Genomic DNA, 25241 nt, shown 5'->3' with positions numbered 1-25241 from the left:
TTTTAGGGAGATTCTGTCAGCCTGGTTTTGATGTGCCTGGCTTGTTTCCTGGAAACCGCCACATCAAAGTCCAGATATGACATTTCCAGCGACAGATGAGGTGGGGCTTTTTTCAGGCCGCGGACGTGCTGCCAATTGACCAGATAAGATTGATGGGGACGCACAAAATTCTGCTCAGCCAGTTGTTCCGCCATTTTTTTCATGCTTGAACGGATCAACCGGTGCTGCACCTGGTTGGCTTCATCCAGGTAGTACATTTCCAGGTAATTATCACAGGTTTTGAAACACAGTAACTGATGTGGATTGACTTGCACATGATCGGATTGATTGTCTGCCTCAAGTAACAACAGTTCTGAGGCCGGCCGATCATCCTGAAAATGTCGCATGATCAGCAGATTGGCCAACCACACCAGGCCCCAAATACTGAGCATCGCCAAAAATTGTGGCGTCAGCTCCCAAAAACCCCGCACCGGCACATACATGTTATGCCAGCCACTGATGGTCCAATGCAATACCCAGCTGTAAGCCCAGCAACTGATGCTCATCAAAATCACCAGTATTGTCATCCAGGCAGTCAGCTGCCCACCGGTCTGATCCCAGCGGGGTAGCCCGAAACGGGGAAATATCCAGTACACCCACAAACCCACCACCAGTGAGGCGACCAGCCCATAACTGCTCAGAATAACATGGTACACCGGAATAAACCGAATCAGCTGGATACCAAAAGGCTCCAGAAAATTCAGCACCAAAGCCAGGTAAACACCTGCCGAAACCACCATCCAGCGCAGGATGAGCTTGCGGTTTTTTTTTGTGAGTGCCCCCAGTATGGCCATGAAATTAAATGATCCGATAACCTGTGATGAATGAAATACCATTATCTGTTGAGCGATCTTCAATTGCAATCAGCCATCGGTCACGACCGGCATCCCGGACACACGTACCACAGTAAGACAACCGGGCCTCAATAAAGTCAATGAAGTCCAGAGGTCATTCGTTTATAATCGTTTGGTTTGATAATAATAAGCGGGTAGAAGCACATGGACATCATTCCTTCAGCGGGGTTTTCACTTGAATCACTAAGCAGAGGAGCATTGGGGTTATTGACCTTAATCATTATCGCCTACGCGTTCAGTAGCAACCGCAAGGGAATCAACTGGAAAGTTGTGGGCATTGGGCTTTCCATTCAGCTTTTATTGGCCATCGGAGTCATCTACATTGACTCTGTCCAAAATGGCTTTAAATGGGTGGGCTCCATATTCATCAATATCATGGACTTCACCAAAGCCGGAACAGGCTTTTTATTCAGTTCATTCGGAACCGGAGAGATTGAATCTCCATTGATCAATTTTGCGGTGATGATCCTGCCGACCATCATCTTCTTTTCAGCACTGACTTCGGTGTTGTTTTATCTGGGCATTATTCAAAAAATCGTTAAGGGTCTGGCCTGGTTACTGACCAAAGCCCTGAAAATTTCCGGTGCTGAAAGTTTGTCTGTGGCCGGTAACATTTTCCTGGGCCAGACCGAAGCGCCGTTGATGATCAAGAAATACCTTGAATCAATGAACAAATCTGAAATTTTACTGGTTATGATTGGCGGAATGGCCACGGTGGCCGGTGGCGTATTGGCGGCCTATGTAGGTTTTCTGGGTGGTGAAGACAAAGCCTTACAATTGTTCTATGCCAAACACTTGTTGGCCGCGTCTGTCATGGCGGCACCAGGTGCCATTGTGGTGGCTAAAATCCTTTATCCACAAACTGAAAAAATTGAATCAAATATCGAAGTTTCGAATGAAGCAGTGGGTTCAAACTTTTTAGACGCCCTGACCAATGGAACATCCGAAGGCCTCAAACTGGCCATGAATGTTGGTGCCATGTTACTGGTGTTTTTCTCCTTCATTGCCCTGGTTAATTTTGTATTCAATTTTCTTGGTTCTATTTTAAACACAACCGCTTTGCTGGCTTTGATCGCGGGTTCTGTTCTGTTAACAATTATTTGGCAAAAGTTAAGCCCTGACCTGGCCCGATGGAAGGCCATTACCCTCGGGACCACGCTGACATTTACCCTTTATATGATTGTGATGAGTATTGGTACCAACTATTACAATTTTGCCGATGTCAGCGACAACTACAATCAACTGATCGCAGCAAACACTCAGTACAGCACACTTTCACTGGAATTTTTGTTGGGTCACCTTTTTGCTCCCCTGATGTGGCTGATCGGTGTCGCCACTGAAGACATCACCAAACTGGGTCAGTTACTGGGGGTTAAAATCATTGCCAGTGAATTCGTCGGTTATGAAAATTTGGCCGGACTGAAAGACACCGCCAATCAAGTTCACCTGATGTACGACAAATCCATCCTGATGGCCACCTACATGCTGTGTGGGTTTGCCAACTTTGCCTCCATAGGCATCCAGGTTGGTGGCATCGGTTCATTGGCCCCGGGCCAGCGCAGAACCCTGTCGGAATTTGGCATGAAGGCTTTGCTCGGTGGCACCCTGGCCTCCTTGTTCTCAGCGACCATGGCCGGTATGTTGGTGGGGTAGAGACTCCAGATCAAACCAAAGTCATTGCGAGCCACTTCAGTGGCGTGGCAATGACGAAAACTCACCGTCATCCCCGGGACCGAACCGGGGAGCTTTGGCGCCACAGTCATTTAAATATGAAGGCAATTCTATTTCCATCATTGATTCATTCCTTATACACCAGACGGTTCAATTCATAACCCTGGCTTCTTGCCAGTCTTTGATGGCTGCGGCTTCCGCCTGGCCATGTCGTGGACTGAAGTCCACGCTCCAAGATAGCTGCACTGGAGCACTGACTTCAGTCGCCGCAGTGTATGGTTTGTTATACAAGACTCCGGAAACATTGATTCAATACATTAAAAATCTGTGAACCCAGTATGTTTTTTTAATGACAACACCGATAAAGGGTTGCAATTTGATTCGCCGTGGTTTGTAATTATATAAACCACTTGAGGAGAAAGTTAATTAACGATCACAACCTTGGGGCGCATCAAACCCTCAGAACTGATGCATCAGGTATGCCACTCGAATGGCTGAATTGTGAACAAGTAGCAAAACTCATGGCCCTGGATATGGTGCAATACCAATTCGGCGCCACCATCACCCGTCTGCACGGCGGAATCAACGCCCAATCCGGCGAACAAAGTTATTTCGACATCCCTGCCATCATTGGCACCAAAGGTTACAACAACCACATCCATAAACAACTGGCTCAATATGTACCGCCTTTGAACAATCAAACCCTGTTCAAACGTGATCAAAACCTATGCATGTATTGTGGCGGCGCGTTTACCAAAGTGGAATTGTCACGTGACCATGTGACTCCAGTTTCCCAGGGCGGGAAAGATGTGTGGACCAATGTGGTGACTTCCTGCAAACGCTGTAACAACCACAAAGCCGATCGCACACCATTACAGGCCAACATGCGATTGATGGCCATCCCATTTGCCCCCAATTACGCTGAATACATTTTCTTACAGAACAAAAACATCATTGCCGATCAGATGGATTTTTTGATGAACCACTTCCCCAAAAAATCACCGTTCAGAAGATTGTATAACTAAGCACGCACTGAGGCTGCACCCATTACTGTTGCCCCTACTCAGGCAGCATCAGAACACTGCCCCCTGAACAAAAAACCAAACCATCCAATACCAACCAGGTGAGTCATCACCAGGGCATCATGCGTTTGAGGGTGTTGTCTTTGAATACATAATGATGCATCAGGGCAGCCGCCGCATGCAGACCAATCAACCAATAAGCCGCTTCACCTGCGGTTTCATGCCAGTCTTCCAGGGTTTCTGCCATGTGGCTGTTTTCAGCCACCAACACCGGTAGCTCCAAACCAAAAAATGACACCGCATGACCTTCATAATTGACAACCAACAGACCCACAATGGGCATCCCCAGCATAAACAAATAAAGCATCATATGCACCAGCTTGCTGACCATGGATTGCCAGACAGGTGGTGACGGTTTGACCGGTGGAATTACCGAACGCCAACGAATAACCAGTCTGATTATTACCAACAACCAGACGCATAAACCCAGCATAAAATGCCAGGCTTTAAGGGCATTTCTGGGGTCAGATCCTTTGGGGTACAATTCGCGCAACTCAATGCACAAATAAACGGCGGCCAGCAGCAACAGCATCAGCCAGTGCATGGCCATCAGGGTGCGGTTGTAACGATCAGCTTCTGTGGTGTTCATAACAGACTTCCGTGAAACATAAGAAAACACTAATATATCATCCCGGGCTACATGCAACCTTGATATGGGTCAAAGTTTGGGTAAGCACTTACAGCCGTTGCCGGGCCCAGGCCACATAGGTACTGATCACTGGTTCAGCCAGCAGCCGATCCAGGGTGTTCAGTTCCCGACCCAGGTGTTTTTCATTGTACTGTTTGTGGATGAAGGAGTGACACGGTCGACACACATCGATGCCCCGGGTGCGCATCTCTTCGCGACTGAAATTCTTGCGAAACCACTTGTTGCGGTGACAGGTTCTTGGAATCAGGTGGTGAAAGGTGATCTGTTGATCACTGCCGCACAATTGGCAGGAACTTTTTTCACCCATCGTCCTGGTCAGTCAATACCCAGTTTTTTGATCTTATAGCGCAAGGCACGGAAACTGATGCCCAGCAGATCGGCGGCTTTGGTCTTGTTGTTGTTGGTTTTTGCCAGGGCGTTGGTGATTTCCCGGATTTCAATCTCCTCAATGTATTTTTCCAGGTTCATTTCTTTGTTCAGCTGTGGCTGGAAGCCGGTGTTTTCTAACTGCACATCTTCCTCGCGAATCAGTTGATTCTGACAATTGACCGCAGCTTTGGAGAGGATCAGATCGAGCTCCTTGAGGTTGCCGGCAAAGGCGTGACTTTTCAGTTTGCTCAAGGCACTTGGGTGAATTTTGCAGGGCAATTTGTTCCAACTTTCTGCCAACTGTTCCAGACGGGTTTTACTGATTTCCGGTAAATCATCCAGCATGTCAATCATCGACCGGGTGGTGATGGTGCCGACACACAATACCCGGATGAGGGTTTTCTTAATTCCCAATGAATGCATGAACTCATCTTCACTCCAGTTAGAGGTCACCAGGATGCGGTTTTCATCACCCAAAGCTTTGATGAATTTAACCAACTGGCTCTGTCGTTCGGGTGACAATGATTCAATGTTTTGATAAACCAGAGTCCCGGCGTCAACTGGCGTGAGGTCAATATTCTCATCACTGCAATCGATCTCCGTGTAGGACTGATTTCTGAGTGAGCTGTTTTCATGAATCAACTTGGCAATGCGTTGTTTCCAGGTTCCCCTGGGCCCAAAAATGATCACTGGCAGTTGATTATCTGCGTATTTGAGTATTTGGTCGTTGATGCCTGCAAAATAGGCCGTATTGATGTCAATGGTCCTGACTTCGGCTTCGGTTTCCCCACCTTGTTCGTGCTTTTGTAATCCAGTAATGACCAGCTGCCTGAGGGTATCGAGACTGATGGGTTTGGTGATGAAGTCATAGGCTCCTTTTTTCAGGGTTTCAACCGCATGATTGATCGTGCCAAATGCCGTGATCACTGCCACCGGGGTATTGGGGTAGTTTTGGTTGATGTGCTCGACCAGCTCGCTGCCATGCCCGTCGGGAAGTTTGAAATCAGATAAGCACAAATGAAAGGTGGTTTTAGACAGTTGGTATTTGGCCGAGCCTATGTTTTCTGCTTTGTAAACATTGAATCCCATGCGGGACAGGGAAATTTCCAGGAGTTGCAAAATATCGGGTTCGTCATCGACCACCAATATTTTTTTCTGTTCTGTTGTCATAGGGATGCGGCTTCTATTAACTCTCTTCTCAACATGGGCCCGAAATTCATGGCTTCAATGAATTCTATCAGTGCCTCAGGATTGGCTTTTGATTTCATTATATCATCATTTTCCAATGGCGCATCAAGTACAATTTGTGACAATAATTTCGATAACCTCGCGTCATCCTGGTGGGCCTTGATTTTCTTCTGGCAAGACTTGGCACCACGAAAACTGAGGAATTCAATTTCATTCATCCGCGCCAACAAACTGTCCAGGTCATTGAAATGATTCAACAAAGCCTGGGCCGTTTTGGCACCCACCCCTTTGACACCGGGGATGTTATCCACCTGGTCACCGGCCAAAGCGAGGAAGTCACACACTTGATCAGGGCGCACCCCAAACTTTTCAGTGAGCGCTTCGAAACCCATCGGTTTACCCTTGCCATAATCCCACCACCAATCGCTGGGTCTGATCAGCTGAGCCAGGTCTTTATCGGCACTGACCACACAAACGGCATGGCCGCGTTGGGCATAGGTCTGGTGCAAGGTGCCAATCAGGTCGTCGGCTTCATAACTGTTGTCAGCGAACACCGAAATTCCCAGCAAGCGGGCCAATTGCTGACAATCCTTGAATTGTCGCTTGAGGTCTTCCGGTGCCGGATCCCGGTTGGCTTTATAGGGCGGATAGATTTCATTCCGAAATGAGGTGGTCAATGCTTCGTCAAAAGCGGTGGCAATCAGTCGCGGCTGGGTTTGACGAATGAAGCGGGTCAGAAAGCGGGCAAAGCCGTAAACGGCATGATTGGTCTGACCATTGCGGTCCACCAGATCGGTGGACATGGAATAATAACTGCGGAACACAAAAACCGACGAATCAATGAGAAATGCCGTCGGTTTTTGTTGATTTTGACCAGACATCAGGTAATCAGTCCCATGGCTTCCAGTTTGAGTACAATGCGCTGAGTGGCCTGATCAGGCAAAAAGTCCAGGGTGTTGATGTCCATTTCCGGATTTTCCGGTACTTCATAAGGATCACTGATGCCGGTGAATTCCTTGATCACTCCCTGACGAGCCAGGGCATACAATCCTTTGCGATCACGCCTTTCGCATTCTTCCAGCGGGGTGGACACATGGATTTCCAAAAACCCACCCAGTGGTTCTATCATGTTACGCACTTCTTCCCTCATGCGGGCATAAGGCGCAATCGGTGCACAAATCGCCACACCACCATTTTTGGTGATTTCACTGGCCACATAACCAATGCGTTGTACATTGATGTTGCGATGTTCTCTGGAAAAGCCCAATTCACTGGACAAATGTTTACGCACCACATCACCATCCAGCAAGGTCACTGGTCGATTGATCATTTCCATTAATTTAACCCGCAGGGCGTTGGCAATGGTGGATTTGCCAGAACCGGATAAGCCGGTGAAAAACACCGTGAAGCCCTGCTTGTTTCTGGGCGGGTAGCTTTTGCGCAGTTCAGCCACCACTTCAGGGTAGGAAAACCACTCAGGAATTTCCAGGCCCAGTTGTAACCGGCGGCGCAATTCGGTACCGGAAATATTGAGGATGTTTTCTTTTTCACCAACCTGAGAAATCGGAATATACTGGGCTTTATCCTGGGAGTAAACCATCATCTCAAATTCAACCATGGCAATGCCCAGTTCGGTTTCATGTTCTTTTAACAGATCTTGCGCCGCATAAGGGTCATAAAACGGCTGTCCATTTGAATCATCACCCGGACCAGCATGATCGCGGCCAACAATGATGTGGGTACAACCATAGTTTTTTCTGATGATGGCATGCCAAAGGGCCTCACGAGGGCCTCCCATGCGCATCGCCAGGGGCAGCAAGGACAATGTCGTGGTTCGCTCCGGATAACGATCCATGACATTTTCATAACACCTTACCCGGGTGAAGTGATCAATGTCACCTGGCTTGGTCAGTCCGACAACGGGGTGAATCAACAGGTTGGCCTCGACCCGTTGTGCAGCCCGGAAGGTCAGTTCCTGGTGAGCCCGATGCATGGGATTTCGGGTTTGAAAAGCCACCACCCTGGACCATCCCAGTTTTTTAAACTTGGTGCGGATTTCCTGCGGTGTATGGCGGTGTTGTTTATAGTCATAATGGGTTGGCAACTGTAAACCCAGCAAAGTACCTCCCAGGTAATAATCGCCAGCCTGATTCATCAGGTAATTGACCGCAGGATGTTTTTCATCAGTGGTGCCATAAACCGCCTGGGCTTCGGCTGCTTTATCAATCGGCCAGGCATCTTCCACCTGCAGCACAGCCAGCACCACGCCTTCCAGATCACGCAGTGCCAATTGACCGGCTTCGCGCGCTTTTTCCATGGTTTGCTGGTCGACATCCAGGGTGATTGGCATGGGCCACAATGTGCCATCTGCCAGTCGCATGTTTGTGAGCACCGACTGGTAATCAGCCTGATTCATGAAGCCTTGAAGCGGAGAGAAGGCCCCATTAAGCAACAGCTCAATGTCACAAATCTGCCGTGCAGAAAGGTCCCAGTCCGGTGATTCGTTGGCCAGTTGCTGACGCTGTTCTTTGACGTCCTGTTCAGGTATCAAATTGATCAATTCGCCGCCATGGGCATCGATGATTTTCATAGTAATCTCTTGGTTTTCAGTTGTTTTGGTTGAGTTGATATTTATTGATTTTCTGCGCAATGGTGGTGTGCGAAACACCCAGTTGCCGGGCGAGTTTCCGGGTCGACGGATATTTCTGATACCAATGCTGTAAAAAGTGTTTTTCAAATTCACTGACTGCTTCATTCAAGGTCATGCCTTCCAGATCTGCTTCCAGACTCATGGCCCCTTCAAGGTCGAGGTCAGAGGCCTGAATCATGCCGTCTTTGGCCAACATCATGGCTTTGTAAATGGCATGCCTGAGTTGTCCTGCGTTGCCCGGCCAGTAATAGCGTTTCATTTTCGCCGCCGCATCCAGTGAAAAGGACAGATCCTGTCCCAGTTGTTCATTGAACTGATGCAGAAAATGTTGCATCAATGGTTCAATGTCTTCGGGTCTGTCTCGCAAAGGAGGTACATCCAGTCGCAACACATCGAGCAACAAAACCAGACCTGCCTTGAGTTTGCCTGCCTGTTGATGGCTGCTGAGTTTCTGAGCAGTTGAAACCATGATGCGCACCGCTGGTTTGGCCTGTTGGTAATGCTGTAAAACCTTGTCCTGAATATGAGGTGCCATGAATTCCAGGTGCGAGAAAAACAGCGTGCCAGACTGGTTGAGCTCCCAGATCCCGGGACCGGTGGCCGAACCAAACAAAAGGCTTTCCATTTCATCGCTTTTCATCGCCTGACAATCCACCACCGTAAACAACTCATTGTTGCGGTCACTCAGGCTGTGACAAGCATGAGCCAACATTGTTTTGCCCGTGCCTGTTTCACCAACGATGTTCAGGGGCGCATCCACATTGGCCACGGTTTTGGCTTTTTGCAAGACCTGTGCAAACGCATCAGATTGATACACCAACCGCTGCAATCCATCAATTTCCTCACCCTGCATCACGTAAGAGCTGGCACGAATTTTGTCATAATCCCTGAACAGCAGCATCGCGCCATTCATCTTACCTTCCTGATCCTTGATACCCTGTACTTCCAGCAACATCGTGCCAGCGATGGTCTTGATGTTCACCGGGATGTGCGAAGTGGCCGCTGCATTGACCTTTTCCTGCCAGCCTTCGGAGACAAAAATCTGCTTCATTTGTTGTGGCATTTTTTGCTGCTCAGTGTGTGCAGAAAACAATACCCTGGCTTTGTCATTGGCAAATGAAATTTGCCCTTTGGTGTTGACACCCAGTACTGGATCAGGCATCACCTGCATCAAAGAATGTAACATGCTCTGGGTTTCCACACCGGGCAATACATCGATCTGATTGACCCATTTGATACCAGGAATTTTCATCAGCAAACTGGCTATGGTACCTTGGGTGGGCTTATCCAGCTCGCGGGTATGCAGGTAGATTTTGCCATCTTCAACTTCGACCTTGATCAAGTCAGCCTGGTGGTTACGCAATAAGGACAACACATCATCGGTGATGCCCAGTTTATTTTCGGTGGTGATCGCCAGTTTCATAAATGTAAGAAATTCCGTACAAGATGTTTTTTCTTATTTATCAGTAATTTATGCATGCACTTATGTCGTGATGTAATGAAATTGTTACGTATTCTAACTTGGTTGCCGAGTGGTCACAACTTAAAATAAAGTCATCCCGATAACAAATACATCTAAGGTTATGAAAAACACTGATCAACGCCACTTCGCCACCCAGGCCATCCATGCCGGCTACCAGCCCAGAGCCCATCAAGGTGCGCTGACACCGCCCATCTACACCAGCTCAACCTATGCCTTTGACTCAGTCAGACAAGGCGGTGAGGCGTTTCAGGGTGAGAACGATCATTTCATTTATGCCAGATTGGGGTCACCTTCTCAACAACTGCTGGAAAACCGCCTGGCAGAACTCGAACAGGCTGAAGCCGCATTGGCCACTGCATCGGGCATGGGCGCCATCACCGCGGCCATCTGGTCACTGGTGAAACCTGGTGATGAAATCATTGCTGATTTGAGCTTGTATGGCTGCACCTTCAGCTTCCTGGCGCATGGCTTGAAACCATTTGGCATTGAGGTCACTTTTTTGAACTTATCCGATCCGGCGAACCTGGCCCGTCATATCACAAACAAAACCAAACTGGTCTACAGCGAAACACCGAGCAACCCCAACATGCGGTTGGTCGACATTGCCGCATTGGCTGACATCACCCGTGCGTATGACTGCAAACTGATGATTGACAACACTTATTGCACCCCATATCTGCAAAACCCACTGACCCTTGGCGCTGATCTGGTGGTGCATTCGGCCACTAAATACCTCGGTGGACATGGCGACCTGATTGCCGGTTTTGTCGCCGGTACGAAACCAGACATGGACCACATCCGCATGTTTGGACTGAAGGACATGACCGGCGCAGTGATTTCCGGTTTCGACGTGGCTTTATTGCTCAGGGGCATCAAGACCCTACACGTCAGAATGGACCGCCACGTGGAAAACGCCCACCAGGTCGCGGCCTATCTGGAACAATCCAAATACGTCAAAAACACTTTTTACCCCGGTTTACAGACTTTTGCCCAGCGCCAGCTGGCAGATCGACAAATGCGCCAGGCCGGAGGCATGATTGCCTTCGAACTCAATGCCGATCGGGCACAGTCTGCTGCCTTCGTTGATGCCCTGCAAATGATTTTGTGTGCGGTGAGCCTGGGCGATGCCGAAACCCTGATTCAACACCCGGCTTCAATGACCCATTCAACCTACAGCGAAGAAGAACTGTTGGCCCACCTGATCAGCCCAAATCTGATCAGGATCTCAGTCGGTCTGGAACACATTGATGACATCATCACCGATTTGGATCAGGCATTTGAGTCAGTGTTCTCAGGTACCGGCTTTTCCAACAATGGGTTGTCGATTTCTGCCTGATGCTTGAGGTCCACCACTTGTTCATATAACGACTCAGCAGTGACCTGTTCCGGCGGAATGGGTTCACCCACCAACAATTCCACAGTGGCCATGAACTTGCGCGGCCGGCGGTGGATGACTTTCTTGTCATAACGGGAAAACATGCTGCCCCAAAGGTTGTTCAATGCCATGGGCACCACCGGTACCGGCGTCTCACGCAATATGCGTTCGATGCCACGTTTAAACTGGCCAATGTGCCCGTCAGCCGTCAACCGACCCTCAGGGAATATACACACCACATCACCTTCGGCCAACGCCTCTTTGACTGAAGCAAAGGCCGCTTCCATCATTTCAGGATCTTCCTTGGCACTGGCAATGGGGATGGTTTTGGCTGATTTGAAGAGGAACTTCATACCAAACTTGTTATAGATTTTGTGGTGCATGACAAATCGGGTGGGCCTCCTTACCCGGCCCATGATGATCGCCGGATCGACAAACGCCACATGATTACAGACCAGTACCACCGGGCCGTCAGCCGGAATGTGTTCCAGACCTTTGTACTTCACCCGGTAAACCAGCGACACCAGCAACCAGGCAATCAAACGCAAAATGAATTCAGGGACCACCTTAAAGATGTAAAGACAAACCACGATATGCAGGCCGACCGTGATCAGAAACAGTTGCGGGATGGTCATGTCCAGCACCCCAAGCACCACCATACCCAGCACCGCGGCCACCACCATAAACATGGCATTGATGATGTTGTTGCCGGCAATGATGCGGGACACCTGATTGGCATCAGAACGCTCCTGAACCAGGGAATAAAGCGGCACGATGTATAAGCCTCCAAACACACCGATCATGGCCAGATCGATGCACACCCGATAAGCACCGGGTACCGACATCACTGCCGTGATACCCAGATTTTGTACCGCCGAAACAGGCCATTGAGAACTGACCCAATACAAATCAAAACCAAACCAGGCCAGGCCCAGGGCTCCCACCGGCACCAGTCCGATTTCAACCCGTCGACCGGAGAGTTTTTCACACAACAAAGAACCCAGGCCGATACCGATGGAAAACATGGTCAGCAACAGCGTCACCACATACTCATTGCCACTGAGTACAGTGCGGCTGAAATTGGGCATCTGGGCAAGGAACACCGAACCAAAAAACCAGAACCAGGAAATCCCCAGTACCGACAAAAACACCACCCGTTTTTCCGGCAGGATGCGCAGGTTACCGGCGGTGGCCCGCCACAGGTTCCAATCCAGTTTGATGGTCGGTTCAGCGGCTTCACACAAGGGAATTTTGCGCGCCGACAGGTAACCGGAAGCGGCAAAACACACCACCGCCACCGAGATCGGCACCCAGGAATCGTAAGCGATCAGAATGCCACCGAGGATGGTGCCCAGCAGAATGGATAAAAAGGTACTGGCTTCCACCAACCCATTACCACCCATCAGTTCATGGTTGCTGAGTTTTTCCGGCAGGTAGCCATACTTCACCGGACCAAACAGGGTCGATTGGGAACCCATCAAAAACAACACAAAGATCAACAACGGCACACTGTTCAGATAAAAACCCACCGTGGCGAGGGACATGATCAGGATTTCACCAATCTTGACCCGCCGGATCAGCATGGCTTTTTCAAACTTATCAGCCACCTGACCGGCAAAGGCCGAGAACAGAAAAAACGGCAGAATGAATAAACCAAAAGCCAGGTTGGTGAGGATGTTGACCTGATCCTCAGCAACCCGAAAGGCGATCATGATCACCAATGCATTTTTGAACACATTGTCATTGAAAGCGCCAAAAAACTGAGTGAGAAAAAACGGCAAAAACCGTTGTTGACCAAGCAAATGAAACTGTGATTTGTCTGACATGATTGAACTGATTGATTAACTGATATTTAGTTTACCATTGTGACATCAGGCATCTGTGAACATTTTGCCCTCAACCAATGGGTTGTTCTTTCAGCAGCATGAGATAACCAATTGGTGGCTGAAGATGATACCCAAATGACTGACTGCTCACCAACTTGAACATCATTCCCGTTGCTCAATCGCTGCCAAAACCGATTCATGGTTGCTCACTGACCTGATTCACAAATTGTGCAATCACTTCAGACTCACGCACCAACTGCTCCCCGGCCCGGATCAGGCGGTCGACTTCTGTTTCAGGTAATTGCAAGGCCGTTTCAATGGCCGCCAACTCTGAAGCATGCGGCTCTCCAATGTGTGAGAAATTCAATTCAGTGACGTAAAATTCAAAATCATCACAACCGGCTTTGAAAAATTCTGCACACCGCCCTTCCCGCACCTGATCGGTCCATTGGGCAACACTGAGTTCCAATAAATCAAGGGTATCCGCGTTGTAGTTTTGTGACTGAATGGTGGTGACCGCATTGATGGTTTGTGACAAGCTTGGCGTATCGGTGGATTGTGAAATGCCTTCATCAAGTACCGCTGCAGCATTGACCACCACAAACAAAACTTTCTTGGTATTGGTCAACCGATAGGCTTTTAATGCTTGCCAAAAATCATTGTCTTGCTCATAAATTTGATTGAGCAATGCACGCACCCCCAGGTTATCGGCCACCCCGCCATCCACCAAATGCAGATAGGGGTACTTATGTTTCTTACGGAATTGCCTGAGTTTCAAAGCCTGGTGTTTGAAGCGGACATCTTCGTGCACCCGGCTCAGTTGAAATTCATAGGGCTGACAGCCAGGGTGATTGCGGACCAGCACCGGCGAAAACAACACCGGCACCGCGGACGATGCGGCCACCGCTTTACCCACCGGAAATTCACTCAGGTCTGAACACAGCCAGCGAAAATGCTCTTCGGTGAAAGAAAACCCGGCTCCGGTGGCGATGTCGGTGGCATTGATCATGACCACGGGAGCGTCCATACGCATGTCGGCAAAGGTTTTGCCACCAAAAATGGCCCGCTGATAATATTGCGCAGTTAATTCTGAGCGGTTGTACTGACCAGACATGAAACGAAACCAGTTGATTGGGTTGATGAACAATTGCCGGGTCAGGTAACTCTGCACTTTGAGCTTCAGAAAATCCGCTTCAAAGTCTGTAAACAACTGTTCACCAAACAAGCCATAATAAGCCGCTGTAAAACTGCCACCTGACACCGAAGAAATCACATCCACCAAAGACAACAGGCTGGTTGAATGGCGGCTGTTGATGTCGACATCAATGTCCCGCAGGCCTCTCATCACGCCATATGAAAATGCCGCCGCACGGGTGCCACCTCCGGAAAATGTCAGGATCACGGTGATGTCATCATTGCGGTCATGGGTTTCAAACCGGGCAGGGACCGGTTGTTCCCTTTCAGCATCCGTCAAGGGTTGGTTCAGATACCTCGGTTGTGGCACGCAGGCCGTCAGTACACCCAAACAGACTAACCACAAAATACGTTTTTCTTTCATCAATAACCCCATCAGCGTTCAACAGAGCGCCACAAAATTCGCCATAAAAACACCGCCACAATACAATCTGTCAGAGCGATCCCGGCGAACCAGCCAATGCCCAACCCGGTGGCGTCAAAAGCCCGGGCCATGGCCAGTATCGATACCATCATCACTGGAAACAACGAGCACCATGCCAGCCAGCGCCAACCCCGGTGTAAGCCCTGCGCCGTGAGCACCCCCAATAAACCGAAAAACAACATCTGATATGTGGATATATGAAAACCCACCACCCAGGATACGGTGATTTGTAAAGCCGCACAGTACAACATCCAGCGGGCTGCACTGCGATACAACATCCTGACATCACTCATGGGCCACCTCCAGCGGAGAGCTGATGTTCAGCTCGACCCGCCGACCCTGTTGGTTAAACGCAGTATTATCAGAGGATCGTGCGCTTGAATTTATGACATGATCGCCGTGGCCACGGTCTACGGTATGCATTCTTGCTTTCTTTTGCTGCGCAAAAATCAGCAACCTTTCATCACCTGGCCTTTCACTTTTGTCAGCAACAAAAGTGAATGACGACGGTAGGGATACAGGAGTTAGAGCCGAGACCGGATCGGAGGCCGAAGTCCCAAGATCATTCCTTATTTCATCGGCCTGATCCGCTGGACAGGGCATACCCGCCACTCCCCAGCTCAACAAGTCATTGACGTGTTCCTGCAACGAATAAGGCGCGGGCTTGCGTTGACCACCCGGGGTCCAGGCCCAGTGCAGGATTTCATCGTGGTTCAAATGCGCGGCCAACTCTTCGAACGTGCGGCCTCCATTGCGGGCCGGATCCCGCAGTTGCTGGCAGATGTCATTGGAACTGCGGCCAAACCAGGCGGCTTCGACTGGTGCCAGTCGCCAGCTGGCATTGGCCCCCGGTGCGCCATGGGCTTCCTCGCTGTTGCTTTGCCGGTGACAGGTACTGCACATGATTGATTCCACGCCAATGCGGCTGGCCCCAGCGTGGATGTTCATGTCATGCCGGCGGGTTTCGCCATAGCTTGGCCCTGACCACATGGGATAGGGGCTGTCGCCCACATGACAATTGGCACAGCGGGGATGTGAAGTCACTTCATAAATGCGTGACCAATGTTGCAACCCCTGCTTGGTTGACACACTGCCAGCCTCAGGTGGGATCAGTTGAATGTCTTCCGCGGCATTGGCAGCCCAAAGGCCTGACAGTAAAAGCATGGTCAACAAAGTTTTCATCATCACCTCCTCAGACGAACCGGATGTGCTGATCAAACGGCATCTCACGGACGCGCTGACCGGTGGCGGCAAAAATGGCGTTGGCCAATGCCGGGGCAGCCGGCGGTACCGGCGGCTCCCCAATGCCCCTGACCTGTGCTCCGTTTTCCAGGCCTTTGACCACAATTTTCGGACACTGATACAGCCGCATGCCGGCGTGTCGGTGGTAGTTCAATTGTTCACTGGCACCGTTTTTGAAGGTGATTTCACAATTCATGGCATGACCCAAACCCCACACCGCGCCACCTTGCATCAGGTTTTCAAAATTCACCGGATCGATCACCCGGCCGACATCGGCCACCACCGTGACCTGATCCAGGCGGATGCCACGGTCGGTCATGGTCACCTCAACCACTTCAGCCACCGGCACCCCAAAGGATTCGACAAAAGCAATGCCCCGGCCCTGGTTTTCTGCCAGTGGGCGACCCCAACCGGACAATTCACCGGCGGTTTCCAGCACCGCTTTGGCCACCGGGTGGTTGCACAGACGCAGGCGTTCGGCCAATGGATCGGCACCGGCCTGATGAATCAGTTCATCCAGAAAACAATCAGCAAAAAACCCGGCCGAAGACGCCCCGACCGAACGCCACGAAGAAGTGGGGGCCAATTCGGGTACCCGGTAAGCGGAAACCCTGAAATGTTCAATGTCATAAGGCAGGTTCCAGGCACCTTCGGTGATTTGTTTGTCTGGCCCAGGGGCTGATTGGCCGAGTCTTTTCATCTGTGATTCTGAAGAGGACACCGTGGCCACCGATAAATCCATGGCTTTTACCTGTCCGTTCTTCACCAAACCCCGGCCACGGGCCATACCAATCTGGCGGGTAAAGTCCTGGGCAAAATCCTGTTCCCGGGTGTAGGTCAGTTTGATGGTCTTGCCAGGCATCTGCCGGCCGATCTCGGCAGCCAGGATGACGTTGTCAAACTCCAGGCGATGGCCGAAACTGCCACCGGCATATTGGTTGTGCAGGTACACCTGATCCACCTCAAGCCCGGTGATCTCGGCCACTTTTTGTTGGGCAAAGCGGGGCATCTGATGGGCCACCCAGATATCGGCCCGTTCATTGGTCACACGGATCACCGCATTCAAAGGTTCCAGTGGCTGATGCGCCACATAAGGCGCCCGGTATTCGGCCTGATGGGCAGCGGCATCAGTGATGGCCTGTTCCACATCACCGTCGTCCCGCCAGATTTTGTCCAATCGCTCCTCAGTGAATGAGTCAGCCACTAGTTGCCAATGGTCTGCCTGCTCAGCCGGGTAGCTGGCTTCGGCCCAGTCACAGACCACCGCCTTCGCAGCCCGCATGGCGCGCCAGCTGTTGTCGGCCAACGCGGCCACACCATGGGTCAGCGGCAGGATCTGTTGCACCCCACGCATGGCTTTGGCCTGTGTGTCATCGTGTGATTTCAGCGCCGCGCCTTTGCCGGGATTCAGTTGCACCGCGGCATACAGCAGGTCATCAAACTGCAGATCAATGCCATAATCCAGGGTGCCGGTGGATTTACCCACGATGTCCAGCCGCTGCATCGGTTGACCCAATAAGCGCCAGCTGGCCGGATCACGCAGGGTGTTGTGATGCACCGGTTGCAATGCCGCCGCTGCAGCCGCCAGATCGGTGTATGCGATGCGCTTGCCATCCGGTAACACCACCGCGCCCCGGGCAGTCGTCAGTTCTGCAGCATCCACATCAGCCTGAATGGCCGCGGCCCGTTTCAGGGTTTCCCGGGCGGTGGCACCGGCGATGCGCAGTTTGTTCAATGAATCAGGCACGGTGGTCGATCCACCGGTGACCTGCAGACCGAGGATCTTCATCACTGAGCGCACCACGGTGCGCATGGCTTGGGCGGTCATGCCATCATCGGTGGACAAAAAAGGCACCGCTTCTGAAGCCAGTGCGGTGTTGTGATAGGCTGCATCAGGCAAGCCAAAACTGATTGCAAACTGGTCCATCTCCAAATCCAGTTCTTCGGCAATCATCGCCGCCTGGATTGAGGCCACGCCCTGACCCATGTCCATGTGCGGCACGATCAGGGTGATTTTGTCGGCATCGATCAACACCCAGGGATTGAAGGTTGCCTCACCATTGTTCAGATTTTTGGCCAGGGGGTTATCGTGAGGCTTTTTCGCCAGGAAGGTACCAAAAGCCACACCGCCGGCAATCGCGCTTGAACCCACCAAAAAGGTGCGGCGGGTGAAGGTCTTCAGTTTGCCCATCTCAGACCCCTCCGCGCAATGATTTGGCAGCGGTCTTCACCGCCTCGCGGATCCGCGGATAGGTGCCACAGCGACACAGATTGGCGGACATGGCGCGGTCAATGTCTTCATCGGTGGGGTTGGGCTTGAACTGCAGGAATGAGGCGGCCTGCATGATTTGGCCGGATTGACAATAACCGCATTGTGCCACCTGATGCTCAACCCAGGCAGCCTGCACCGCGTGCAGGGCTTCGGGCTGCCCGAGGCCCTCGATGGTGGTGATGGTTTGATCCGCGGCTTCTTTGGCTGGGACCTGACAAGAGCGCACGGCCATGCCATTCATGTGTACCGTACAAGCGCCACATTGGGCAATGCCACAACCATATTTGGTGCCGGTTAACTGCAACTCATCACGTAACACCCACAGCAATGGCATGTCCTCCTCGACATCCACTTCATGCGAGACACCATTGACGGTCAACTTCATGCTTTGGTCCTGTTTCATTCAGAAACAATTATTCTAACCCATTTCAGATCAATGGGGATGTGATACCATGCCTGCCATGCGCATCGAACCCATGACCCTGGCCCTGGTGGCCGGCCTGTATTTTGCTTTTCTGCTGTTGATCGCCCGGCTGACCGCCGGTCGCGGCAGCCAGCAGGACTTTTTCATTGGCAGCCGTCAGTCGCCGTGGCCAGTGGTGGCCATTGGCATGATCGGTGCCAGTTTGTCCGGGGTGACCTTCATCTCCATTCCCGGCTGGGTTGGGAATTCACAATTTGCCTATTTTCAAATGGTGCTGGGTTACATCCTCGGCTATGTGATTGTCGCGCAGGTGTTGTTGCCATTGTATTACCGCGGTGGCTACACCACCATTTACACCTATTTAAAAGAACGCTATGACTGGCATGCGCACAAAACCGGGGCGGCCTTTTTCCTGCTCTCACGGCTGATTGGTTGTGCCTTTCGGCTTTACCTGGTCGCCCTGGTGCTGCACACCTTCATGCTGTCCCATTTCGGATTGCCGTTCTGGAGCACCGCGTTATTGGCCATCGTGATGATCTGGCTGTACACCGTCAAAGGCGGCATCAAAACCATTGTCTGGAGCGATTTGTTGCAAACCGCATTCATGCTCATCGCGGCACTGGGCGCGCTGTGGTTTCTGGCCACCGCGCTGGGTGGTTCACTGTCCGGTGGCATCGCGCAGATGGCCAACAGTTCATACAGCCAGGTGTTTTTCTTCACCGATGGCTGGACCGACCCACAAAATTTCTGGAAACAATTCCTCTCTGGCATATTGATCGTCATCGTCATGACTGGTCTGGATCAGGACATGATGCAGAAGAACCTGTCCTGCAAAAACCTGCGGGCTTCACAGAAGAACATGTATGTGTTTGTGCTGATTCTGGTGGCGGTGAATTTTGTGTTCTTGCTGCTCGGTGCCGGCCTGTACCTGTATGCCGACGCCTTTGCCGTAACCCTGCCTGAGAAAGCCGATTTGTTGTTTCCCACCATCGCCCTGGAACACTTTCCAGTGGGTCTGGCTTTGTTGTTTGTGCTGGGCCTGCTGGCCAGCGCTTACTCCAGTGCCGACTCGGCATTGACCTCGCTGACCACCTCTTTTTATCTGGACATCCTGGAACGCGACGAACACCACCACCGCCGCCAGCGCCAATGGATCCACGTCGGCATGTCGTTGCTGGTACTGGGGCTGGTGGTGGCGTTTTACTACCTGATGGCGACCAACGCCATCGACGCCCTGCTCAAAGCCGCCAGCTACACCTACGGCCCCTTGCTCGGGCTGTTCGCCTTCGGCCTCACCAGCCAACGTCAACCCAATGGCCGGTTGATCCCAGTCATCGCCATCGCCGCCCCGGTGCTGTCCTGGCTGCTGGCCAACCACGGTTCTGACTGGCTCGGCGGCTACCAGTTCGGCTACGAAATACTGCTGATCAATGGCGGGCTGGTGTACCTGGGATTGTGGCTGGTGAGTCGGCGAAGGTTAGAAACTGATCAGTTGTCCTGATAATGCTGGTCAAACACATGAAACAAACTGTCACTTAACACGTGATTACAACGTTCGCATCTGGGTTTGGCCAACATAGAATAATGCCCACCACATTCACAGCTGATCTCTGGTAACCCCAACTGACCAGACATGTCCTGCAACTGTTTCTGATTGGCTTGCAGATTCAATCGGCCTTTCATATAGGCCTGGTAAAATTCATGCCACTTTGTCAGGTCATGCTTTCTGGGTTTCACAATGTCCCATTTGAAGCGATGACAAGAATCACACATCACCTCCCAGTCAGGTGAGTGACCTATGTATTTCGGGTGTCGGAATGACCGATGACCACAGTGTTCACAGTCCACAGGAAAACCAGCAGTGACAAGTTCGCTGTGTAGTTTATAGGCCTGGTCTTTTTCTTCTTGTTTGAGCCGCCAGCGACGTGCTGTGTCTGAAAACCAACATTCATGACAGATAAGCATGTCTTCATAGTATCCTTCTTCTAACAAATCAAACTTTGATTCTGACTCATTGACACCGCAGAAATAACAAGACTTATTCATAACAACCTCAGTTATTGAACACCAGTAAAAACAACCCACTTGGATTTGGTGTATCGAGCAATTTTTTCATGCTCCTTCATCATCAAACACCATGCCATACCTATCCCCACACAATGCTCTGACAGAATTTGATTGAAGTCTGTTGAGCAACTGTTTGGCCTGCTCCGGTCGATCATCCCAGAAACTGTTGGTCAGTTTTGCTTCCGTCAAGGCTTTAATGTTCCAATCAATGAAGTCCCCCCAAACCTCCGTTGACTCCAAATTATCCAAAACAGGACTGATGTCATTCATGATGGAGGACAAAGCACACAACCAGGTATCCACCTCGGCTCCATTCTCAGCATGCATTGATAAGGTATTGATCTTGTCAACTGTCAGTTGAATGACAACTGACTGTTCAGCATCTGTCCAATTATTGAATTCAGCTTGCCCAATGGCACGATAATAAACTTCCGGATTGGGCCAACTGAAGACATCAAGCAACTGCAACTCCAGTATGCGGGGAAAAAAATACATGAAGTCACTGATGTCACCACAGGTCAGAAACACAGAACTGGCATAGCTGCTCAGCTCATCTGCGGTCAACACATCCCGTTGTTTTTTTAACATCACATCCACTTCCTCCTGATCCATACAACACGGACAAACGGCGATGGACTTGGGTTTTGGGTGACGGGCAAACGCCTGATACAGCTCAGGGAATGTGCTGTGCATGGCCCTTGATGTGATGTTGTGCTTCATGTTTCGTTCCTTGAAATCGTTGAGGTATGTGAATCATATAAAGCGATTATGAACCGACAACACGGGTATTTCAATTGGTGTGGTTAATTTATCGTGTTCAATGAGACATGTCCCTTGTGAGCGATCCTGCACTAAACACATTAATGGCAATAAGGCATCTTAATACCAACTTCAATGGATGTCATTCAAAGACAATTGTAAAAGTTGTTTGATCTCATCAGGCTCCACCGACTTCACCACCACCCGCGCACACCCCTGAAACACGCGGAATTCATCCAGGGCTTTGACCAGCGCATCGATCAGCGCATCGGTATCGAACGGGTGGTCTTCCAGGTGCAACTGCCGGACCTCCAGCACGCCGGTCTTGCGGTGCGCTTTGGCATCCATCCTACCAACAAAATGATCACGGTAGAGCAACGGTAGGCTGAAGTAGCCATAACGGCGTTTGGTCGCCGGCACATAACATTCAATCTGGTAATCAAAGCCAAACAAGCTGTTTAGCCGGTCGCGCTGGATCACCGCATTGTCAAATGGCGAAAGGATGCGCAGGCGGTGACTGGTGCGTGGGGCCGGGCCATCCAGGGCTCCTGCTGACAGGTGAAACACCGCGCCGTTGTGCAGTTGTACCGATGCCAATTCACCGGCAGCCAGGCGCTCATCGAGCAGGTCTTTCATGGCCTCTTTGAGCCCCGGCACCCGGCGCAGGTAGGTCAGGCCTTTGCCTGACACCAGGCCATGACAACGCAGTTGTTGGTCCAGCAGATGGGCTGCCAGTTCTGCCGCTGACGGTGGTGACGTGTCGGTACCGGCCGGCAACACCCGCTCAGTCAGGTCATAAGTTTTTTGAAATCCCGTGCGGTCTGAGACCATCAAATCACCCTGCATGTACAGTTGCTCCAGGGCTTTTTTGGCCGGTTTCCAATCCCACCAGCCGCTGTTGCCTGAGCGCTGGGTTTCTACATCCCGGGCGCGCAGGGGGCCGTCCATACGGATGCGTGTCAGCAGATCCTGCATCAGCTGCTGATCCGGGTCTTTGAACCAATGGGTCTGGCCACTTTTGATGGCGTGTTTATACGGTAATGAGAAGCGAAAATCAGCCATTGGCAAAAACGCCGCCGCATGCGACCAGTATTCAAAGATGTCGCCCCGAATCAGCAAGCGTTCGGCCATCCCCGGCTGAAACCCCGGCACCCGGGCCTGCAACACATGGTGGTGGGCCCGCTCAATCACCGAGATGCTGTCCAGCTGCACATAACCCAAGTGTCCAATGGCTTTGTGCGCGCCATTGATGCCCCGGCCAAAAGGCCCCACCTGCAACAAGCCCTGCGCCTTGAGGGCCAGCCGGCACAGGCGTCTTAAATCAGCTTGGGTTGTGATGACGTTCATTGCGGTAAGGAGTACATCAACCTCATGTCAATGCAGACCACCTGATCGTGGCTGCCATCAGACCTTCTGGGTGCGGTCTCAAATGATTGATTGGCAGGTAACACCATGATACTGAAAAAATTTTCATACCCTTGCGGCACATAATTCATGATCTGTCCATGGACCTTGTTGCAGAACGTCTGTGCACCAGGTCCTGACAGAATTTTTCCTATAAAATGGAACAAAACCCGAATAGCTCGGTCATTTTCAGATTCCATAAATGCGTAAATATCGGTTGGGTGTTGTTGGTCAACCCCTATGCGATTGAGTTGTTCAGACATCTGACCAGGTATGATTTTTTTATACAGTTTTTTCCAGTCCGCACACACATCGCAGGCACAGCCAAAAGCCGGCATGCCCGCCTGATTTTGGAGCTTTCTGGTTGCCTTAAGATCGACAGCCAGCTTCCACTGGGCAAATGGTATTGTGGGTCTTCGTGCAATTGTCATCTTGTGTTCACCTCAACTGTTTTGTGACCAGAATTGAGCCAATTCGGCCTGCCATGATTTGATGTCTTCTGAATTGTTGTACCAATGAGTGAAGTTTTTTGCTTCTTCAGGTGAAGGTAAGGGCCTTCTCTCATAAATCTGCTGATAACCAGCATACAAGTGCATCAATCCCTGATAATCTTCACAGTTCAACAAACAGGATTGATGAACCGATGCATCTGAAAAACCATGCAATCTGTGACCGGGAGGAATAAAGGCTGCAAATGAATGGAACTGATGGTGTGCTTCGATGACTTCGCCACATAAGCCACATTTAGTAAAACCGGTTATCAATAAAGCCACTGTTTAATCTCCCGCCTATTTTAAACAATCTTGTTATTCTGATGTCTGATGATAACACCCAATCTCTCACGGATTCATATGATTCTCCGCTTCATCACCGTTGTTCTTTTTATTTACAATTGTTCATCAGCTTTCGGCCAAACTAAAGAGTTAGGTCAGTCCTGGGAAGAACAGGTGGCCGCTGCCGCACTGGACAACAATGCGCTGAGTGATGATGAGTTACTCAACCACCTCCGTGATATGCATAAATACATGCCAGAACTGTTTGAGGAGCTGGTCAATCAGGATCCGGATGCACTGCATGAATCATTGAACAATGTCAGGGATTATCACTCTCTTCAGGGCATCAGCATCATTGCCCTTTTGGAATTGTTTGAGCAAGCACCAGAGTGGAAAGAAATGATGGCACAAACCTGGGCAGAAGACACCCTGGGTTACGAGTACGCGGTGAACGTCTTGGAGGGTGGATTGACCAAGGAACAACACAACAGCATCCTCAAAACCTGCATACCATTGATCAAAGGACACCCATCCCGCAGGTCAGAACACTTCTCTGAGGATTTCCCCAAAGCCCTGTCATTCCTGAGCATCAAGCTGCTCAGTGTGTCACAAAACAGCTGCAGCATCTATTTGTACAACGGCATCGGTTCTTATAAAAGGGCTGGGTTCATGGTTTCCGGTACCAAAGATGGTCGCTGGTCATTAAGCCAGTTCAATTACATGCAAAGCATGGAACACCAACAGATCACAGTGATTGATTAATTCAAAGCCGCCCTCAGCGCGGCTTCTGCCAGCAGCCGGTTGGAATTCAGGGTGGGCAGGAGGCTGTTGTCATCATTCAGGACCAGCGGCAGTTCGGTGCAGCCGAGGATCACCGCGTCACAGTCCCGGTCTTTTAAGTCATCAATGATGTCGATCAGTTGGCTGGTGGATGACTCATTGAAGGTGCCACACACCAGTTCGTCCATGATGATGTCGCTCATCAGGTTTGTTTGTACCGGGTTGGGTTTTTGCCACCTCAGGCCTTGCCCTTCGAGTGCGTTAGGATACACGCTGCTTTCGACCAGCCAGCGGGTGCCCAGGATACCGGGTTGCTGATATCCCAATCGTTTCGCTTCCAGTGTCACCACTTCGGCGATGTGCAGCCAGGGCACAGATATCCGCTCCCTGATCAAGCCAAGGGCCTGATGGATGGTGTTGTCGGGGCAAATCAGTAAGTCAGCGCCCATGCCGATGAGCTTTTCCGCCGATGAGTGCATCAGGGCCGCCACGCCATCGAGGTCAGCGGCTTCCAGGCAGGTGACGTAATCGGCCAGCGAATGGGTGTGCATCGACACTTCCGGGTGCGCGTGAGGCCCCATCAATTTGGGTGCTTGGGTGCAGAGGGTCGTGTAACACAACGCCGCCCCTTCGGCTGAGCAGCCGACGATGCCGATGTGTTTGGTTTTGATTTTTTGACTCATGGGTTCAGTCTACCGCTTACAGTCAGTTGTAAC

At 50.9% G+C, this 25241-nt stretch carries 25 protein-coding genes; 5 read left to right on the top strand and 20 right to left on the bottom strand.

The features are described from left to right. Nucleotides 1–2 precede the first annotated feature (2 nt). On the bottom strand, nt 3–833 hold the full coding sequence (locus B0475_RS00435) for a LytTR family DNA-binding domain-containing protein (protein ID WP_157892551.1): 831 nt from the start codon (nt 831–833) through the stop codon (nt 3–5). Nucleotides 834–1100: 267 nt separating this feature from the next. On the opposite strand from B0475_RS00435, the gene B0475_RS17750 reads away from it, so the two are divergent. Continuing rightward, on the top strand, nt 1101–2546 hold the full coding sequence (locus B0475_RS17750; protein ID WP_198538048.1) for a NupC/NupG family nucleoside CNT transporter: 1446 nt from the start codon (nt 1101–1103) through the stop codon (nt 2544–2546). 168 nt (nt 2547–2714) lie between these two features. On the opposite strand, the gene B0475_RS17560 is transcribed toward B0475_RS17750, so the two are convergent. Continuing rightward, on the bottom strand, nt 2715–2855 hold the full coding sequence (locus B0475_RS17560) for a hypothetical protein (RefSeq protein ID WP_157892549.1): 141 nt from the start codon (nt 2853–2855) through the stop codon (nt 2715–2717). Between the two features lie 188 nt (nt 2856–3043). Here B0475_RS17560 and B0475_RS00420 point away from each other — a divergent pair, with 188 nt between their 5' ends. Continuing rightward, nucleotides 3044–3589, top strand: coding sequence for an HNH endonuclease (locus tag B0475_RS00420; protein ID WP_077409445.1), 546 nt, complete (start codon nt 3044–3046; stop codon nt 3587–3589). Nucleotides 3590–3695: 106 nt separating this feature from the next. On the opposite strand, the gene B0475_RS00415 is transcribed toward B0475_RS00420, so the two are convergent. The 6 genes from B0475_RS00415 to B0475_RS00390 form a co-directional block, all read right to left on the bottom strand. Continuing rightward, nucleotides 3696–4235: a cytochrome b gene (locus tag B0475_RS00415; protein ID WP_077409444.1), complete on the bottom strand. Its 540-nt coding sequence runs from the start codon at nt 4233–4235 to the stop codon at nt 3696–3698. Between the two features lie 88 nt (nt 4236–4323). After that, on the bottom strand, nt 4324–4602 hold the full coding sequence (locus B0475_RS00410; protein ID WP_109862314.1) for a hypothetical protein: 279 nt from the start codon (nt 4600–4602) through the stop codon (nt 4324–4326). 8 nt (nt 4603–4610) lie between these two features. Beyond that, nucleotides 4611–5834: a sigma-54-dependent transcriptional regulator gene (locus B0475_RS00405; protein WP_077409442.1), complete on the bottom strand. Its 1224-nt coding sequence runs from the start codon at nt 5832–5834 to the stop codon at nt 4611–4613. Further along, on the bottom strand, nt 5831–6733 hold the full coding sequence (locus B0475_RS00400) for a 5'-3' exonuclease (RefSeq protein ID WP_077409441.1): 903 nt from the start codon (nt 6731–6733) through the stop codon (nt 5831–5833). The genes B0475_RS00405 and B0475_RS00400 overlap by 4 nt, the downstream gene beginning before the upstream one ends. Further along, the gene (locus B0475_RS00395; protein WP_077409440.1) at nt 6733–8442 is read right to left on the bottom strand and encodes a bifunctional sulfate adenylyltransferase/adenylylsulfate kinase; all 1710 of its coding nucleotides are present in this window, start codon (nt 8440–8442) and stop codon (nt 6733–6735) included. Before B0475_RS00395 ends, B0475_RS00400 begins: the two co-directional genes overlap by 1 nt. A 16-nt stretch (nt 8443–8458) precedes the next feature. Then, complete coding sequence (locus tag B0475_RS00390; protein WP_077409439.1) at nt 8459–9925, bottom strand: TyrR/PhhR family helix-turn-helix DNA-binding protein; 1467 nt, start codon at nt 9923–9925, stop codon at nt 8459–8461. Nucleotides 9926–10085: 160 nt separating this feature from the next. On the opposite strand from B0475_RS00390, the gene B0475_RS00385 reads away from it, so the two are divergent. Next, nucleotides 10086–11321, top strand: a complete 1236-nt coding sequence (locus tag B0475_RS00385) for a trans-sulfuration enzyme family protein (RefSeq protein WP_077409438.1) — start codon at nt 10086–10088, stop codon at nt 11319–11321. Here the strand turns inward: B0475_RS00385 and B0475_RS00380 are convergent. The 6 genes from B0475_RS00380 to B0475_RS00355 form a co-directional block, all read right to left on the bottom strand. After that, nucleotides 11255–13186, bottom strand: a complete 1932-nt coding sequence (locus B0475_RS00380) for an MFS transporter (RefSeq protein WP_077409437.1) — start codon at nt 13184–13186, stop codon at nt 11255–11257. The genes B0475_RS00385 and B0475_RS00380 overlap by 67 nt on opposite strands. A 196-nt stretch (nt 13187–13382) precedes the next feature. Continuing rightward, nucleotides 13383–14744, bottom strand: a complete 1362-nt coding sequence (locus tag B0475_RS00375; RefSeq protein ID WP_157892547.1) for a patatin-like phospholipase family protein — start codon at nt 14742–14744, stop codon at nt 13383–13385. Nucleotides 14745–14755: 11 nt separating this feature from the next. Further along, nucleotides 14756–15097, bottom strand: a complete 342-nt coding sequence (locus tag B0475_RS00370; protein WP_077409435.1) for a hypothetical protein — start codon at nt 15095–15097, stop codon at nt 14756–14758. Beyond that, nucleotides 15090–15989, bottom strand: a complete 900-nt coding sequence (locus B0475_RS00365) for a hypothetical protein (protein WP_198538047.1) — start codon at nt 15987–15989, stop codon at nt 15090–15092. The genes B0475_RS00370 and B0475_RS00365 overlap by 8 nt, the downstream gene beginning before the upstream one ends. A 7-nt stretch (nt 15990–15996) precedes the next feature. Continuing rightward, entirely contained in the window at nt 15997–18237 is a 2241-nt protein-coding gene (locus B0475_RS00360; RefSeq protein WP_077409434.1) for a xanthine dehydrogenase family protein molybdopterin-binding subunit, read from the bottom strand. 1 nt (nt 18238) lies between these two features. Continuing rightward, nucleotides 18239–18703, bottom strand: a complete 465-nt coding sequence (locus B0475_RS00355) for a (2Fe-2S)-binding protein (protein WP_077409845.1) — start codon at nt 18701–18703, stop codon at nt 18239–18241. Between the two features lie 67 nt (nt 18704–18770). Between B0475_RS00355 and B0475_RS00350 the strand changes: the two genes are divergently transcribed. Beyond that, nucleotides 18771–20243: a sodium:solute symporter gene (locus B0475_RS00350; RefSeq protein ID WP_198538046.1), complete on the top strand. Its 1473-nt coding sequence runs from the start codon at nt 18771–18773 to the stop codon at nt 20241–20243. On the opposite strand, the gene B0475_RS00345 is transcribed toward B0475_RS00350, so the two are convergent. The 5 genes from B0475_RS00345 to B0475_RS00325 form a co-directional block, all read right to left on the bottom strand. Beyond that, nucleotides 20231–20788, bottom strand: coding sequence for a hypothetical protein (locus B0475_RS00345; protein ID WP_077409433.1), 558 nt, complete (start codon nt 20786–20788; stop codon nt 20231–20233). The genes B0475_RS00350 and B0475_RS00345 overlap by 13 nt on opposite strands. 66 nt (nt 20789–20854) lie before the next feature. Further along, nucleotides 20855–21529, bottom strand: a complete 675-nt coding sequence (locus B0475_RS00340) for a hypothetical protein (RefSeq protein ID WP_077409432.1) — start codon at nt 21527–21529, stop codon at nt 20855–20857. Nucleotides 21530–21700: 171 nt separating this feature from the next. Next, nucleotides 21701–22915, bottom strand: coding sequence for a winged helix-turn-helix domain-containing protein (locus B0475_RS00335; RefSeq protein ID WP_077409431.1), 1215 nt, complete (start codon nt 22913–22915; stop codon nt 21701–21703). Beyond that, nucleotides 22912–23403: a hypothetical protein gene (locus B0475_RS00330; protein WP_077409430.1), complete on the bottom strand. Its 492-nt coding sequence runs from the start codon at nt 23401–23403 to the stop codon at nt 22912–22914. Before B0475_RS00330 ends, B0475_RS00335 begins: the two co-directional genes overlap by 4 nt. Nucleotides 23404–23415: 12 nt before the next feature. Beyond that, nucleotides 23416–23745, bottom strand: coding sequence for a hypothetical protein (locus B0475_RS00325; protein ID WP_077409429.1), 330 nt, complete (start codon nt 23743–23745; stop codon nt 23416–23418). A gap of 78 nt (nt 23746–23823) precedes the next feature. Between B0475_RS00325 and B0475_RS00320 the strand changes: the two genes are divergently transcribed. Then, nucleotides 23824–24507: an alpha/beta hydrolase family protein gene (locus B0475_RS00320; RefSeq protein ID WP_077409428.1), complete on the top strand. Its 684-nt coding sequence runs from the start codon at nt 23824–23826 to the stop codon at nt 24505–24507. On the opposite strand, the gene B0475_RS00315 is transcribed toward B0475_RS00320, so the two are convergent. Beyond that, nucleotides 24504–25208: an aspartate/glutamate racemase family protein gene (locus B0475_RS00315; RefSeq protein WP_077409427.1), complete on the bottom strand. Its 705-nt coding sequence runs from the start codon at nt 25206–25208 to the stop codon at nt 24504–24506. The genes B0475_RS00320 and B0475_RS00315 overlap by 4 nt on opposite strands. Between the last annotated feature and the right edge of the window lie 33 nt (nt 25209–25241).

It is taken from the genome of Marinicella sediminis (assembly GCF_002000055.1).
GTDB lineage: Bacteria > Pseudomonadota > Gammaproteobacteria > Xanthomonadales > Marinicellaceae > Marinicella > Marinicella sediminis.
This window is presented reverse-complemented; position numbering and strand designations above follow the sequence as displayed.

What these genes read in the sequence shown, in the direction of transcription:
- B0475_RS00385 (WP_077409438.1), top strand. Translation starts at nt 10,086, where the DNA reads ATGAAAAACACTGATCAACGCCACTTCGCCACCCAGGCCATCCATGCC.
- B0475_RS00335 (WP_077409431.1), bottom strand. Translation starts at nt 22,915, where the DNA reads ATGAACGTCATCACAACCCAAGCTGATTTAAGACGCCTGTGCCGGCTG.
- B0475_RS00315 (WP_077409427.1), bottom strand. Translation starts at nt 25,208, where the DNA reads ATGAGTCAAAAAATCAAAACCAAACACATCGGCATCGTCGGCTGCTCA.
- B0475_RS00435 (WP_157892551.1), bottom strand. Translation starts at nt 833, where the DNA reads ATGGCCATACTGGGGGCACTCACAAAAAAAAACCGCAAGCTCATCCTG.
- B0475_RS00410 (WP_109862314.1), bottom strand. Translation starts at nt 4,602, where the DNA reads ATGGGTGAAAAAAGTTCCTGCCAATTGTGCGGCAGTGATCAACAGATC.
- B0475_RS00340 (WP_077409432.1), bottom strand. Translation starts at nt 21,529, where the DNA reads ATGAAGCACAACATCACATCAAGGGCCATGCACAGCACATTCCCTGAG.
- B0475_RS00365 (WP_198538047.1), bottom strand. Translation starts at nt 15,989, where the DNA reads ATGATGAAAACTTTGTTGACCATGCTTTTACTGTCAGGCCTTTGGGCT.
- B0475_RS00355 (WP_077409845.1), bottom strand. Translation starts at nt 18,703, where the DNA reads ATGAAGTTGACCGTCAATGGTGTCTCGCATGAAGTGGATGTCGAGGAG.
- B0475_RS00345 (WP_077409433.1), bottom strand. Translation starts at nt 20,788, where the DNA reads ATGAATAAGTCTTGTTATTTCTGCGGTGTCAATGAGTCAGAATCAAAG.
- B0475_RS00330 (WP_077409430.1), bottom strand. Translation starts at nt 23,403, where the DNA reads ATGACAATTGCACGAAGACCCACAATACCATTTGCCCAGTGGAAGCTG.
- B0475_RS00415 (WP_077409444.1), bottom strand. Translation starts at nt 4,235, where the DNA reads ATGAACACCACAGAAGCTGATCGTTACAACCGCACCCTGATGGCCATG.
- B0475_RS00390 (WP_077409439.1), bottom strand. Translation starts at nt 9,925, where the DNA reads ATGAAACTGGCGATCACCACCGAAAATAAACTGGGCATCACCGATGAT.
- B0475_RS00380 (WP_077409437.1), bottom strand. Translation starts at nt 13,186, where the DNA reads ATGTCAGACAAATCACAGTTTCATTTGCTTGGTCAACAACGGTTTTTG.
- B0475_RS00395 (WP_077409440.1), bottom strand. Translation starts at nt 8,442, where the DNA reads ATGAAAATCATCGATGCCCATGGCGGCGAATTGATCAATTTGATACCT.
- B0475_RS00320 (WP_077409428.1), top strand. Translation starts at nt 23,824, where the DNA reads ATGATTCTCCGCTTCATCACCGTTGTTCTTTTTATTTACAATTGTTCA.
- B0475_RS00375 (WP_157892547.1), bottom strand. Translation starts at nt 14,744, where the DNA reads ATGAAAGAAAAACGTATTTTGTGGTTAGTCTGTTTGGGTGTACTGACG.
- B0475_RS00405 (WP_077409442.1), bottom strand. Translation starts at nt 5,834, where the DNA reads ATGACAACAGAACAGAAAAAAATATTGGTGGTCGATGACGAACCCGAT.
- B0475_RS00350 (WP_198538046.1), top strand. Translation starts at nt 18,771, where the DNA reads ATGCCTGCCATGCGCATCGAACCCATGACCCTGGCCCTGGTGGCCGGC.
- B0475_RS00420 (WP_077409445.1), top strand. Translation starts at nt 3,044, where the DNA reads ATGCCACTCGAATGGCTGAATTGTGAACAAGTAGCAAAACTCATGGCC.
- B0475_RS00370 (WP_077409435.1), bottom strand. Translation starts at nt 15,097, where the DNA reads ATGAGTGATGTCAGGATGTTGTATCGCAGTGCAGCCCGCTGGATGTTG.
- B0475_RS00400 (WP_077409441.1), bottom strand. Translation starts at nt 6,733, where the DNA reads ATGTCTGGTCAAAATCAACAAAAACCGACGGCATTTCTCATTGATTCG.
- B0475_RS00360 (WP_077409434.1), bottom strand. Translation starts at nt 18,237, where the DNA reads ATGGGCAAACTGAAGACCTTCACCCGCCGCACCTTTTTGGTGGGTTCA.